The sequence below is a fragment of the Streptomyces sp. NPDC046805 genome, from assembly GCF_040645355.1.
Taxonomy (GTDB): domain Bacteria; phylum Actinomycetota; class Actinomycetes; order Streptomycetales; family Streptomycetaceae; genus Streptomyces.
Map to the genome: position 1 here is coordinate 30,319 of NZ_JBEYYC010000045.1, position 11,390 is coordinate 41,708.

General features: G+C 70.3%; 17 protein-coding genes and 2 pseudogenes. 7 read left to right on the forward strand and 12 right to left on the reverse strand.

Features of this window, described 5'->3' with window-relative positions:
* Window positions 1-213: 213 nt before the first annotated feature.
* Genes ABZ910_RS33315 through ABZ910_RS33330 form a run of 4 tightly spaced genes read right to left on the reverse strand, consistent with a single transcriptional unit; the run spans window position 214 to window position 2,552 of the window.
* Window positions 214-996: a DNA-formamidopyrimidine glycosylase family protein gene (locus ABZ910_RS33315; RefSeq protein WP_361372635.1), complete on the reverse strand. Its 783-nt coding sequence runs from the start codon at window positions 994-996 to the stop codon at window positions 214-216.
* A gap of 60 nt (window positions 997-1,056) precedes the next feature.
* A complete protein-coding gene (locus ABZ910_RS33320; RefSeq protein ID WP_361372637.1) occupies window positions 1,057-1,425 on the reverse strand; it encodes a hypothetical protein in 369 nt (122 codons plus the stop codon).
* Window positions 1,422-2,186, reverse strand: coding sequence for a UdgX family uracil-DNA binding protein (locus ABZ910_RS33325; protein ID WP_361372639.1), 765 nt, complete (start codon window positions 2,184-2,186; stop codon window positions 1,422-1,424). Before ABZ910_RS33325 ends, ABZ910_RS33320 begins: the two co-directional genes overlap by 4 nt.
* A gap of 6 nt (window positions 2,187-2,192) precedes the next feature.
* Complete coding sequence (locus tag ABZ910_RS33330; protein WP_361372641.1) at window positions 2,193-2,552, reverse strand: DUF6343 family protein; 360 nt, start codon at window positions 2,550-2,552, stop codon at window positions 2,193-2,195.
* 318 nt (window positions 2,553-2,870) lie between these two features.
* On the opposite strand from ABZ910_RS33330, the gene ABZ910_RS33335 reads away from it, so the two are divergent.
* On the forward strand, window positions 2,871-3,461 hold the full coding sequence (locus tag ABZ910_RS33335; protein WP_361372643.1) for a hypothetical protein: 591 nt from the start codon (window positions 2,871-2,873) through the stop codon (window positions 3,459-3,461).
* Window positions 3,462-3,514: 53 nt separating this feature from the next.
* Window positions 3,515-4,006 carry a hypothetical protein gene (locus ABZ910_RS33340; RefSeq protein WP_361372645.1) on the forward strand — a complete coding sequence of 164 codons (492 nt, stop codon included), beginning with the start codon at window positions 3,515-3,517 and terminating at the stop codon, window positions 4,004-4,006.
* Window positions 4,007-4,028: 22 nt separating this feature from the next.
* Here the strand turns inward: ABZ910_RS33340 and ABZ910_RS33345 are convergent, their stop codons facing one another.
* The 7 genes from ABZ910_RS33345 to ABZ910_RS33375 all read right to left on the reverse strand — a co-directional run bounded on the left by ABZ910_RS33345 (window position 4,029) and on the right by ABZ910_RS33375 (window position 8,431).
* Window positions 4,029-5,792 carry a proton-conducting transporter membrane subunit gene (locus ABZ910_RS33345; protein WP_361372647.1) on the reverse strand — a complete coding sequence of 588 codons (1,764 nt, stop codon included), beginning with the start codon at window positions 5,790-5,792 and terminating at the stop codon, window positions 4,029-4,031.
* Between the two features lie 43 nt (window positions 5,793-5,835).
* On the reverse strand, window positions 5,836-6,183 hold the full coding sequence (locus ABZ910_RS33350; protein ID WP_361372649.1) for a cation:proton antiporter subunit C: 348 nt from the start codon (window positions 6,181-6,183) through the stop codon (window positions 5,836-5,838).
* 21 nt (window positions 6,184-6,204) lie between these two features.
* The gene (gene mbhE / locus ABZ910_RS33355) at window positions 6,205-6,963 is read right to left on the reverse strand and encodes a hydrogen gas-evolving membrane-bound hydrogenase subunit E (protein WP_361372651.1); all 759 of its coding nucleotides are present in this window, start codon (window positions 6,961-6,963) and stop codon (window positions 6,205-6,207) included.
* Window positions 6,960-7,268, reverse strand: coding sequence for a DUF4040 domain-containing protein (locus ABZ910_RS33360; protein ID WP_361372653.1), 309 nt, complete (start codon window positions 7,266-7,268; stop codon window positions 6,960-6,962). Before ABZ910_RS33360 ends, mbhE begins: the two co-directional genes overlap by 4 nt.
* Window positions 7,261-7,722: an MrpF/PhaF family protein gene (locus tag ABZ910_RS33365; RefSeq protein ID WP_361372655.1), complete on the reverse strand. Its 462-nt coding sequence runs from the start codon at window positions 7,720-7,722 to the stop codon at window positions 7,261-7,263. Before ABZ910_RS33365 ends, ABZ910_RS33360 begins: the two co-directional genes overlap by 8 nt.
* Entirely contained in the window at window positions 7,719-7,895 is a 177-nt protein-coding gene (locus tag ABZ910_RS33370) for a hypothetical protein (RefSeq protein ID WP_361372657.1), read from the reverse strand. Before ABZ910_RS33370 ends, ABZ910_RS33365 begins: the two co-directional genes overlap by 4 nt.
* Window positions 7,896-8,083: 188 nt before the next feature.
* Window positions 8,084-8,431, reverse strand: coding sequence for a helix-turn-helix domain-containing protein (locus tag ABZ910_RS33375; protein WP_361372659.1), 348 nt, complete (start codon window positions 8,429-8,431; stop codon window positions 8,084-8,086).
* A 112-nt stretch (window positions 8,432-8,543) separates the two neighbouring features.
* Between ABZ910_RS33375 and ABZ910_RS33380 the strand changes: the two genes are divergently transcribed.
* From ABZ910_RS33380 to ABZ910_RS33395, 4 genes are read left to right on the forward strand one after another with little or no spacing between them, the layout of a single operon-like run.
* Window positions 8,544-9,371: an ANTAR domain-containing protein gene (locus tag ABZ910_RS33380; protein ID WP_361372661.1), complete on the forward strand. Its 828-nt coding sequence runs from the start codon at window positions 8,544-8,546 to the stop codon at window positions 9,369-9,371.
* Complete coding sequence (locus ABZ910_RS33385; protein WP_361372663.1) at window positions 9,368-9,775, forward strand: gas vesicle structural protein GvpA; 408 nt, start codon at window positions 9,368-9,370, stop codon at window positions 9,773-9,775. The genes ABZ910_RS33380 and ABZ910_RS33385 overlap by 4 nt, the downstream gene beginning before the upstream one ends.
* A 3-nt stretch (window positions 9,776-9,778) precedes the next feature.
* Complete coding sequence (locus ABZ910_RS33390; RefSeq protein WP_361372665.1) at window positions 9,779-10,492, forward strand: GvpL/GvpF family gas vesicle protein; 714 nt, start codon at window positions 9,779-9,781, stop codon at window positions 10,490-10,492.
* Window positions 10,493-10,501: 9 nt separating this feature from the next.
* Entirely contained in the window at window positions 10,502-10,756 is a 255-nt protein-coding gene (locus ABZ910_RS33395) for a gas vesicle protein GvpG (protein ID WP_361372667.1), read from the forward strand.
* Between the two features lie 52 nt (window positions 10,757-10,808).
* On the opposite strand, the pseudogene ABZ910_RS33400 reads toward ABZ910_RS33395, so the two are convergent.
* Window positions 10,809-10,898 (reverse strand): annotated as a pseudogene (locus tag ABZ910_RS33400) (hemerythrin domain-containing protein); the annotation flags it as partial.
* 182 nt (window positions 10,899-11,080) lie between these two features.
* On the opposite strand from ABZ910_RS33400, the pseudogene ABZ910_RS33405 reads away from it, so the two are divergent.
* Window positions 11,081-11,390 (forward strand): annotated as a pseudogene (locus ABZ910_RS33405) (IS200/IS605 family accessory protein TnpB-related protein); the annotation flags it as partial.

The following is an 11,390-nucleotide window of genomic DNA, read 5'->3' on the forward strand; positions in this document are numbered from 1 at the left end:
CCAGCAGACACAGGCACCAGGCGAGAGCGATCGATGGGATCCCCGTCCGGACGACGGCCCCATGCCTGATCAACAGGGCACGAGCGACGTACCTGATGTGGATGAGGCCGGCGCGGGCCCGCGGGGAGCCCCGCGGTCGGCCGGGGTGCACCCGGAACAGCCCGTGCCCGACGAGCCCTCCGGCTGAGCCCCGACGCCGAGCCGCCCCGCGGATCAGTGCTGGCAGTGCGGGCACCAGACACTGCGGCGCCCGGAGACGCGGCGCGAGCGCAGTCGGCCGCCGCACCGTGGGCAGGCCGCCACGTCGTCGTCGCGGTGGCCGGTGAGCCACGTACGACGCGGCGGCACGCGTGCGGCGCGGTTCGCGGAGGCGAGCACCCGCCGCATCGCCGTGAACACATGACGTGCCTCGGCCGCGCTGAGATCCCGCGCCGGGCGCGCGGGGGCCACGCCCGCCCGCCAGAGGATCTCGTCGCTGAGCAGGTTACCGAGCCCCGCGATGAGGGACTGGTCCATCAGGACGCCCTTGACGGCCCCCCGCCGCCCGGCGAGCAACTCCAGGAACTGCCCACGCCCCATGTCCAGCGCGTCGGGGCCCAGTCGGGCCAGGATCCGCTCCACCGCCTCCGGAGTCCGGGCCAGCCGGATGCCCTGGAGCTTGCGCTGGTCGCGGTAGCGGAGCTGCCGTTCGTCGTCGAGGGTCACGACCACCCGGTCATGGGCGTCGAACGGATCGTCCACGGAGGCGGCCAGCAGCGCTCCGGTCATGCCGAAGTGCCAGACGAGGACGGGGCCGTCGCCGAGCGGGGCGAGCAGCAACTTCCCATGGCGGTGCGGCCGACCGAACCGCCGCCCCTCCACCTCCCGGCGCAGACGCTTCGCGGTGACCCCGCGCAACACACCCGCGTCACGGACGTCCACGCGGCGGACACGCCGACCCCGCCCGCAGGAGTCCAGCACATGGCGAAAGCCCTCGACATCGGGCAACTCCGGCATACCTGCCCTCTCTTCCGCCTCCTCGGATCTCCCGGACCAGACCCCGATCTCCCGGCCTCCTCAGATCTCCTCCTCCATACGGATGGCATTTCTGAGATCGTCGTGGGCCTTGCCGGGCTCGCCCTCCTGCGCTTCGAGCAGGGCGGCGGCGATCGCGTCCAGCTTGCGCTGGATGGCGCGTTCGGCCCGTAGCTCGGAGTTCTTCAGCAGGGCGAGCAGGAGCAGCGTCACCGCCGTCATGCAGTCCCCCACGAACACCAGCCACGCGATGTCCAGACCGACGGCGTGGACGATCACCATCGCCGCGACGAGCGCCAGACAGAACGCGAAGAACACGGGGCTGCTGGTGAAGGTCGACGCGCCCTCCGCCAGTCGCTCGAACGTGGGGCGCCGGCTGCCGCCGCGGTCGGCGGGATGCTGAAGCGTCATCGGCCCGTACCGCCTCTCCCGTCTCTCTCGCCGTGCCTCTCGGCTCCGCCGCGCCGGTCGCCGTCCGCGAGGACCTCCGCGACGAGCCGCAGATCGGCGACGAGACCCTCGTAGACCTTCCTGCGGTCGTCGGCGCGCAGGACCGCCGACGGGTGGATCGTCGCCACCAGCCCGCCGATGTCCTCGCGGGCCTCGGTCCCGCCGTGTTCGTCGCCCAGGCCGGGCCAGGGGAGGAGCGCCCCGCGTTGCTCGGTCACCCGGAAACCGCTGCCGAGCAGGGCCTTGCCCGCCGTTGCGCCGAGCGCGACGACCACCTCCGGTGACACGAGCCGCAGTTCGGCCATGAGCCAGGGCTTGCACGCCGTCATCTCGCGCAGCGTCGGGGCCTTGTGGATACGGCGCTTACGGCCTTCCGGGACGGTGAACTTGAAGTGCTTGACCGCGTTGGTGACATACGCCTGTCCCGGATCGATACCCGCGTCCGCGAGGGCCTGTTCCAGCACCTTGCCCGCGGGGCCGACGAACGGCCTGCCCTGCCGGTCCTCCTGGTCGCCGGGCTGCTCACCGAGGAGCAACACGCGCGCGTGCGGGTCGCCCTCACCGAACACCGTCTGTGTCGCCGCCCGGTACAGCGGGCAGCCCCGGCACTCGGCGGCCGCCTTGCGCAGCCCGGGCAGACCGGCGCGCCGATCCGGCAGGAAGGGCGTGGCGTCGTAGCCCTCCCCGTCCTGGACTTCGCGTCGTCCGCCGGCCGCGGCCATGGCGGGTCATTCCTCGCGGCGTCGGCGGCACCGCTCGCGGGCGCGGCGGCTCACCATGAGCACGAGGTCCTCGAACGCGAGCAGCGAGAGGACGCCGCAGAGCGCGGCCAGGGCCCCGATCTCCGAGGAGCTCGGGGTGGCGTGCGCGGCCGACGACCGGGCCCACAGGGCGAAGAGCGCCGTACCCAGCAGGAAGACGAGCAACCCGACCAGACCCAGCACGATCCGCAGGTCCAGCGGGCCACGTGCCGTCACCGGCTCGGAGTTCGTGCCGTCCCGGTCCATGCGTTCCCGACGGTGGCCGACCACGTCCGAAGGCGAACGCGGCACCCCGATCGAGATGTCCGGAGATCGTCGTCGCGACATGAGAATCTCCCTGTTCGATCGGGCAACCGGTCCGCGGCCGGACAACCGGTCCACGGCCGGATTTCCGGCTGCCCGGTGCCGCCCTCCGAGTACCCGCACATATGCGGTGCAATCACCCCCAGTCGCGGAACGCGCCTGCGGAGTTCCACGCGCAGATAGCTATGTAGCTATGTGGCCATGCACGGATATTGCCGAATCCGCGGCCAGTTGTGTGTGTCAGGCATGGCCCGGGTACTCGGAGACCGGCCTTGCGATCGAGCCGATAAGTAACGGATTACGCGCAAGGTCTCCCGACCGACGGACTGACGGGGAGGTCCGATGACCACTACTGAAACACTTGTCGCCATCATCGTTCCCATCGTGATCATCCTGATTCTGATCGCCGTGGGTACAGGACTCGTTGTGCGCCGCCGCCATCTCAAGGCGCGGTTCGGGCCCGAGTACGACCGTGCCGTATCGGCCGGAGACAGCCGGATGTCGGCGGAGCGCGAACTGCACTCCCGTGAGAAGCGACACCGGGATCTCGACATCAGGGAACTGTCCCCGGAGGACCGCGAGCGCTACGCCGCGGAGTGGAAGGGAACCGAGGAACACTTCGTGGACCAGCCGGGCCGGAGCGTCGACGACGCGGATCGTCTGGTCACCCGGCTCATGAAGGACCGCGGCTACCCCACGGAAGGGTTCGAGCAGCAGCTCAAGGACCTTTCCGTCGACCACGCACGCACGCTGGAGAACTACCGCTCTGCCCACGACGTCGGTCTCCGCAACAAGCGCGGTGACGCGACCACCGAGGAGTTGCGTGGCGCGATGGTGCACTACCGCACCCTTTTCCGGGAGTTGCTCAGCAGCCCCGGCGACCACGACTACACGGCCCGTGGCGAGGGGACCGCACGGCACGACGCGGCCTGAGTCAACAGGGCAGTCAATCGACAGGGCAGTCAATCGACGTGGAGCGAGTTGTCATGTCAGACCGGCACACCGACCGAAGCACAACCCAGACCCAACTGACGACGGAGGACCTGGCCCGTCCCGCTCCTTCTCGGGACACCACGTCCGACGAGACCAGGCCCAAGTATCCCGGCGAAGCCACAGCCAGGGAGCGCGCGTGGAAGGCGCCCGATGAGCGTGACCGAGGAGCCGACGTCACGGACGATGCCGAGGCCACCGAAACCGTCGAGGAAGGCGCGGAACCGCTGATCGACCCCCAGGACACGGAGTCCTACCGTGCCCGCTGGGAAGAGATCCAAGGCACCTTCGTCGACGACCCCAAGGACGCGGTCCACTCGGCGGACGCCCTGGTGGCCGACGTGATCCAGTCCTTGGCCGAGACGTTCGCCGACCACAAGAAGGAACTCGAGGCCGAGTGGAGCCGCGGGGAGAAGGTCGAGACGGAGGAACTGCGCGTGGCACTCCAGCAGTATCGGACCTTCTTCAACCAACTGCTCCACGCCTGACCGCCGTACGTCACCGATGCGCTCAACCCGGCACGGTGCCCGGCAGCGCCAGGGCACCGAGGAGTACGGCACCCAGGACCAGCCAGGCCACGTAGTCGCCGATATGGCCCGACTGCAGGCGGCGCAGCGGTCCCGTCCAGGTGCTCAACCATGCTGAGGCGGGCCGCAGGAGGGCCCATGCCGCCAGGGCGACGGCGAGCACGGTCGACAGCAGGCCCAGCAGCACGCCGTGGACGGACCAGTGGGGAACCTCGGTGGAGGGTACCCTCAGCGCTTCGTCCACGGCGCCCCCGACGGCCGCCGCCACGCCCGGCACGACACCGACGGCGAGCGACCCGGCGAGCAGGACGGCAGGCACCGCCAGCATGGTGTCGGGGACGCGCCGCAGCCGCCCCTTGGTCTCGGGCTCCTCGTCCTCGCCCTTCGTCTCGTGCGACGGCTCCTCCGTGGGCCGGGCCCCGAGACCGCCGAAGACCCGCGCGGCCACCCGCAGTACCGCGCCGCCCGTCACGGCGGAGACGGCGACGAACACGACGGTGAGCCGGCCTCCGGCGGCCTCCTCCGTGACCGCCTTGCCGAGGCCCGAGCCGAACGGCGGCAGCCCGGTGAGCGCCAGCCCACCCACCACGAAGAGGCCCGCGACAATCGGCAATTCCCGTGCGCGGCCGTGCAGTTCGTGCTCGTCGATGCTGCCGTAGCGATCGAGCAGAATACCCGCGCAGGCGAACAGCGCCGCCTTGACGCCGGCATGCCCCACGACGTACAAGGCCGCGCCCGCTGTGGACTGCGGGGTGAGCAGGCCGACACCGATCAGGAACAGCCCGGTGTGCGCGACCGTCGAGTAGGCCAACAGCCGCTTCACATGGCGTTGGAGCCAGCACATGACGGCTGCCACGAGCGCGGTCAGCACACCCAGGGTCACGAGCGCCACCCTCGCGGCGGGTGCGGGGATGCCGCCGGGACCGGCGAACACGAACCAGTACACGCGACCGACGCCGTACACGCCCAGCTCCACCATCACCCCCGACAGCAGCATGCACACCGGCGTCGGCGCGACGGCGTGCGCATCGGGCAGCCAGAAGTGGAACGGCACGGCGGCCGCCTTGACCAGCAGCCCGGTCAGGACGAGCACGAAGGCGGCGAGGACCAGCGCGTCGGGGGCGCCCTGGGCGTCGAGTCGGTGCCCGATGGCCCGCATGCCGAGTTCGCCGGTTCGGGCGTACAGCAGGGCGATGCCGGTCAGGAGGAGGTACGCCCCCAGCGAGTTGACCACGCCGAACGTCAGGGCGCCCTGCACTGCCTTGGGGTCCTCGACGCGATAGCCGGTGAGCGCGTAGGCGACGACGCTCATCAACTCGAAGAAGACGAAGGCGTTGAAGAGGTCGCCGGTGAGGACGAAGCCGGCCATGCCGGCCTCGAACAGCAGGACAAGGGCCGGGAACGCACCGGTCTGGCGCTCCGGCGGTTCGTCGAAATAGCGCCAGGAGTAGACGAGTACGGCCACGACGAGCACGGAGACGAGGGCCGTGAGTCCCAGGGCCAGGTGCCCCGCCCGCAGCACGATGCCGACGCTCGGGCCGCCGTCGACGGGCGACCAGCCGCCGACCCATTCCATCTCGGGCACCGGGTGCCGCAGAAGCAGCCACAGCACGAGCCCGGCGGTGGCGGCGGCGACCGCGCCGCCCACGGCCTCGGCGACGGCCCGGGGCAGCCGGCGCCCCGCGGCGACGAGCAGGGCCGCTCCCATCAGCGGGAGCGCCACGATCAGCGGCAGCAGACGTTCCATCCCCTCAGCTCATCCCCTCAGCTCATCCCCTCAGCTCATCCCCTCATCCCCGCAGCCCGGAGAGCTCGTCGGGAACGACGGTGCCGTGCCGCTTCGACACCTGGATCACCAGCGCCAGCAGCAGCGCGGTGACCGTGGCGCCGACCACGACATCGGTGAGGCACAGGGCCTGAACCACCGGGTCGACGAGCGGCCGCGAACCGGGCGGGAGATCGGAGTGCACGGGGGCGGTGCCGCCGTGGCGGTATCCGACGGTGAGCAGCAGGACGTACGTGGAGGCCTGGCAGACCGTCAGACAGCCGACCGCGTGGATGAGGTTGCGGCTGGTCGCGAGGCCGACGCAGCCGACGAGGAGGAGCCATACGGCCACCAGGTAGGGCAGGACGGACATCAGGCGTCGTTCCCTCCTTACTCATGCCTTCGTCTTCTTCTTCGCATCGTCGCCCTCGGACTCGATCTCGACCGCCTGGTCCAGGAAGCGGGCGAGCAGGACGACCACCGCGCCGGCGACCTCCATGCCGATCGCCGCGTTCAGCAGCGGCACCGTGCCGCCCGACGCGAGGGTGTTGAACGTCCCGTACGGCAGGAAGTTGGCGAGGAAGGCGGCGCCCGCGAGCAGCCCCGCGATCCCGATCACCAGGAAGGCGCCCTCGCCGACGGCGTCCGCGACCTCGTACAGGCCCACGGGCCGGATGCGTTCCAGCGCGCGGTAGTCGACGGCGATGTACAGCAGATGCAGCGCCGTCGCCGCCACCACGCCGCCCTGGAAACCGCCGCCGGGGCTCAACTGCCCGTGCGCGACGACGTAGAGGCCGATGACGAGCGTCACGGGCAGCGCGAGGAGCGCGTAGCGGCACACGGACCGGGCGACCTGCGCCGGAGCGGGCTCGACCTCCCGTTCGTCGCGGGTCTGGCGCAGCAGGACGACCGTCCCGAGCACCGCCGCGAACAGGATGCTCTCCTCGCCGAGCGTGTCGAACGCACGCTGGTCGAAGTTGACCGAGGAGACGACGTTCGCGGTGTGACGGGAGAGCGAGGCGTGCACGGCACGGTCGCCGTACGGGTGCACGGTGCCGCCGAAGCCGGGAAGCCGCAGACAGGCCGCGCCCAGCAGGGCCGCCAGGCCGAGCAGCCCCACGGCGAGGACGCACGCGCGCAGCCGGCGGCTCAACCTGCACGCTCCCCGCCCGTCTCCGGCCCCGGCTTCCCGTCCCGTCTCCGGCCGCGGTCGTGGTTGCGGCCGCGCCTGCGTACCTTGCGTGCCGTGAGCAGGATCAGCAGCGGAGTCAGCACCGATCCGACCGCGAGCTGCGACAGGGCCACGTCAGGGGCCTGGAGCACGGTGAACAGCACGGCGAGGGTGAGCCCGAGGAGCGCGAGCACCAGGGACTGCCGGACGGGGTCACGGGCGGCGACGGCGGCCGTGGCCGACGCGGCGACGAGGAGCAGGCTCAGCGCGACGAGGGCGTCATCCATGACCGAGCTCCTTCAGTTGCCGCCCGCCGAGGGCGCGGGACGCGACCACGTTGCCTACGACGAGCAGGGCTCCGATGACGACCAGCTTCGCCGTCGCGCGGCCTGGCCCTGCGGCGACACACAGCGGTACGACGACCAGCACGGTGAGGGCGACGGCGACGTGGACGGTGCCCCGCGCACGCGGAGGGTCGCGCTCCAGATCCTCGGCGAGCAGCCGCGCGTACACGAGGGTGCCGGCCGGTCCGACCACGGCGAGGACGAGCGCCAGGTCGACGTACGACGTCCGGCCGTACCCCTGCGACAGCAGCAGGAAGGCCAGGCACACGACGAGCGTGGCCGTGTTCTGGGCGACGACCCGGCGCCGCAGCGGCCCCGTCGCGACGCCCCACACCGCGGGCGCGAGACCGGCCACGAGAAGGGCGAACGCCGCCGCGAGCCAGGGCCAGGACGTCATCGGTCGCTCACCGCCCGCCGCGCGGCACCGGCCGCGAGCGCACCGACGACGGCGACCGAACCACCCACCAGCAACTCCAGCCCGTCGACGGGACCGATCAACAGCAGCCACAGCACCGCGAGCGCGGCCCACCAGGCGAGGAACTCGGCGACCGCGACGACCTTGGACCTCACCCGACCTCCTCCAGCCCGCCCCGGCCCGACGGGATCTTCGGCGTCCCCGAGAACTGGGGGCTCGGTTCCCCGAATCCCCGAAATGTAAGCATCCGGGGCGGCGATCCGTACCGTCGGCAGGCCGACAGAGTCTCCGCCGAGCCTCGGCGTCCGGTCCATCAGGCACCTGCGGCTGTTCGTGCCGGAGGCTATTGGTCGGTGTGCGCCCGACTGCCGGAGAGCCGACCGGCGCGCTGCGCTTCGTCGCGGATGAGGAGGGAGAGCAGTGAGGCGACGGTGAGCCCGGCCTCGGCAGGATGACGCAGGACCTTTTCCGGCTCGATCTGGTACGTGTTGCCACGGCCCGCTCGGGTGTGGGACAGGTAACCGTCCTGCTCGAGATCGGAAATGATCTTCTGTACGGCACGTTCGGTGAGCCGGCAGCGCGCGGCGATATCGCGGATGCGGATGTTGCGGTTGTCTGCGATGGCAGCCAGAACTCGCGCGTGATTGGTCAGGAACGTCCAGCTCGTCTGCGGCTCAGGCACTCCGTCCATGGGTGCACCATACGACTGATCATTCACGCATACAAAAACCGGAAGTTTATTTCATGTATCTTGACGTATTTTCCGGGGAGGGGGAGCCTGGGGAGACGTACACGATTTTCCGATGGAAGAAACGGCCATGTCCGAGCTGGCACATTCCGTGCAGAGGGAGGCAGTCGGCCCGTGTGCCGCGCCCGGCGACGCCGTCGGTGCGGGCCCCGCCCCTCCGCCCGAGTTCACGATCGCTTCCCGGCTCAACGGTGACCGGACGACCGTCAGCCTGTGCGGCGAACTCGACATCGTCGTGAGCCAGGAGCTGCAACGCGCCTTGCGCGCCGCGCTCACGTGGTCGGTCCGCGGCATCGACCTCGATCTGAAGGGGGTCGAGTTCTGCGACTGCTCGGGTCTCAACGTCCTGCTGGGCATCAGACGGCAGGCGCTGGAGGAGTCGAAGACGGTCACCGTCCGTACGGCCAGCCACGCTTTCCGCCGGATCCTCAGGGTGACCGGCACGCCGCCCTTCCCGCTCACGGCGGTCGACAGCGACCAGGGCCCGCGGCCCGGCGCCGCCGCGCCGCAAGCCGAGGGCAGCGAAGAGGAGTTGCGCGTCGAAGTCGGTCAGCTCCGGAGGGCGATGCGGACCCGGCCGACCATCGACCTGGCCCGCGGCATCCTCATGGCCTCCTTCGGCCTCACTCCTGAGGGAGCTTGGCACGCCCTCGTCATGACCTCGCAGAACACCAACGTCAAACTCCACGCCGTAGCCCAGGAACTGGTGGACACCGTCACGGGTGAGCCGCTGCCCGAGGGCGTGCGGGAAGTGCTGTCGGCCGCGGTGGCCGAGGTCCACACCGCTCCCGCACCGCAGCGAGGAGGTCGAGGAACGAGCGAGCGGCAGGTCAGGGGCACCATGACGGACAGGCCCCGCAAGGGGAGCGAGTACTCACGATGACCGTGGTGCCACAGGGCGGAGGCGGCGTCGCTCGCGGCGGCGGTAGCGGCAGTCTCTACGACGTCCTGGAACTCATTCTTGATCGCGGACTGGTGATCGATGTCTTCGCCCGCGTGTCGCTCGTGGGCATCGAAATACTCAAGATCGACGCCCGCATCGTCGTCGCCAGCGTCGACACCTACCTGCGCTTCGCTGAGGCATGCAACCGCCTTGATCTCGAAGCCGGAAGAAAGGCCCCCAGCCAGCTGACCGACCTCGTCGGTGAGTCGATGGAGAGCGGAGCCAAAGGCAAGGCCAAGGGCGCCCTCTCCGGCGCCGTGGAAGCGGTCACCGACTCCCTCAAGGGCGTGACCGAACGTGACACCTCCCGGCAGGAGAGGCGCTCGCCCCGCGAGAGGGAATGAGTCATGGCCGTGTACGTCTACTCCATCACCGGCGAGCAGCACCCGCTGCGCCTCGACGATCTCCGCGGCGTCGGTGAGTCCCCGGCCGACCTGCGGACCGTGACCGCCGGCTCGCTGTGCGCCGTGGTCAGCGATGCCCCGGAGGAACTTCGTCCCAAGCGCCGCGACATCAGCGCCCACCAGGAGGTGCAGGAGCGGCTCATGTCCGACGGCACCGTGCTGCCCCTGAGATTCGGCCTCATGGCGGCGGACGACGATGCCGTACGGGCCGCTCTGGAGGAACGTGCCGAGGAGTACTTGGAGCGGCTCCGGGCACTCGAAGGGTGCACTGAATACCACCTCAAGGCCTCACAGGACGAGGATGCCCTGCTGCGCCAGATCCTCCGGGAGTCGGACGACGCGCGACAGCTCAACGAGGCGATCCGTGCCGATGCCGCGGGGCCCGACGCCTCGGTCAGGCTCGGTGAGCTGGTCGCCTACGAAGTGCAGGCGCGCGAGGAGGCGCTGGCCACGGGGGTGATCGAGGCGCTCCGCCCGTTCGCCCGGGAGCTCGACTGCTACCAGCCGAGCGGGCCGGACTTCCTCAGCGTCTCGTTCCTGGTGACCGAGGAGCAGGAAGAGGCCTTCCTGACCACCGAGTTGAGCGTCGCCAACCAGATGGGCGACGACTTCGAGTTCCGGCTGGGCGGTCCTCTTCCTCCCTACAGTTTCGTCTGAGGAGTTCCCATGGGCCTCTTCACCCAGCTCGCCACCCTCCCCCTGGCGCCGGTGCGTGGCGTCGTGTGGGTGGTCGATCGCGTTCGGGAAGCGGCTGAGAACGAGTACTACGACCCGGCGCCCATACACCGCGAACTCGCCGAGCTCGAGCGAAAGCTCGTCGAGGGAGAGATCGACCAGGAGACGTTCGACCGGCGCGAGGACGAACTGCTCGACCGGCTGGAGGAGATACAGGTGCATCGGCAGGGCGCCGACGGGCCCTGACCGCGGTCCCAGCCCTTGTCGCACTAGTCGCACCAGTCGCACTCAGCCGTGCTCAGTCATGTTCGCCGCGGCCTGTCAGCGCGTCGCGCATCCGGTCGATCAGCCCGGCACCCGAGGCCAGCAGCTTGTTTCCCGGAGGGGTTGTGAGCTGCTACTGCATAACAGCGCTCAAGTGTGTTGTCGCGAGCATGAGTGAGTGCTCACGACTCGGGTGGACGCTTCTGCCTGGAGAGGGAACGGGAATTCGTCTGTCGAATGGGTGACCTTTGTCGGGTGGTGGTCGTTGGGTGTGGTGGCGGTTGCTTCGGCCGGGAGGGGGACGGGGTGGGTGGGGTGCGGGCGTTGGCGGCGCCGTTCGTGGTGCCCGGCCCCGCCGGTGTGGCGGTCCGTGACCGGCTCAAATGCCTGAGCCCGGGGGACGAGAAGGTGCTGCGGCTGGTCGGTGAGCATCTGGGGTCGCTTGCCTCCCGTGATCTGAAGACGCGCTGTGCGGCCGGGCTGGACCACGACGGCGATGCATGGGCGGAGCGCAAGCGTGCGCTCACCGCCCGGTCGTCGTCCCGCTGGGCCGGGTCGATCACGAAGGCCACGCACGATCAGTGGGCTCTGGCCCGGCGCGCTCAACTCGCGCACA

Coding starts and splice junctions, on each gene's coding strand:
- ABZ910_RS33315 (WP_361372635.1), bottom strand. CDS start 996: ATGCCGGAGTTGCCCGATGTCGAGGGCTTTCGCCATGTGCTGGACTCC.
- ABZ910_RS33320 (WP_361372637.1), bottom strand. CDS start 1,425: ATGACGCTTCAGCATCCCGCCGACCGCGGCGGCAGCCGGCGCCCCACG.
- ABZ910_RS33325 (WP_361372639.1), bottom strand. CDS start 2,186: ATGGCCGCGGCCGGCGGACGACGCGAAGTCCAGGACGGGGAGGGCTAC.
- ABZ910_RS33330 (WP_361372641.1), bottom strand. CDS start 2,552: ATGTCGCGACGACGATCTCCGGACATCTCGATCGGGGTGCCGCGTTCG.
- ABZ910_RS33335 (WP_361372643.1), top strand. CDS start 2,871: ATGACCACTACTGAAACACTTGTCGCCATCATCGTTCCCATCGTGATC.
- ABZ910_RS33340 (WP_361372645.1), top strand. CDS start 3,515: ATGTCAGACCGGCACACCGACCGAAGCACAACCCAGACCCAACTGACG.
- ABZ910_RS33345 (WP_361372647.1), bottom strand. CDS start 5,792: ATGGAACGTCTGCTGCCGCTGATCGTGGCGCTCCCGCTGATGGGAGCG.
- ABZ910_RS33350 (WP_361372649.1), bottom strand. CDS start 6,183: ATGTCCGTCCTGCCCTACCTGGTGGCCGTATGGCTCCTCCTCGTCGGC.
- ABZ910_RS33360 (WP_361372653.1), bottom strand. CDS start 7,268: ATGGATGACGCCCTCGTCGCGCTGAGCCTGCTCCTCGTCGCCGCGTCG.
- ABZ910_RS33365 (WP_361372655.1), bottom strand. CDS start 7,722: ATGACGTCCTGGCCCTGGCTCGCGGCGGCGTTCGCCCTTCTCGTGGCC.
- ABZ910_RS33375 (WP_361372659.1), bottom strand. CDS start 8,431: ATGGACGGAGTGCCTGAGCCGCAGACGAGCTGGACGTTCCTGACCAAT.
- ABZ910_RS33380 (WP_361372661.1), top strand. CDS start 8,544: ATGGAAGAAACGGCCATGTCCGAGCTGGCACATTCCGTGCAGAGGGAG.
- ABZ910_RS33385 (WP_361372663.1), top strand. CDS start 9,368: ATGACCGTGGTGCCACAGGGCGGAGGCGGCGTCGCTCGCGGCGGCGGT.
- ABZ910_RS33390 (WP_361372665.1), top strand. CDS start 9,779: ATGGCCGTGTACGTCTACTCCATCACCGGCGAGCAGCACCCGCTGCGC.
- ABZ910_RS33395 (WP_361372667.1), top strand. CDS start 10,502: ATGGGCCTCTTCACCCAGCTCGCCACCCTCCCCCTGGCGCCGGTGCGT.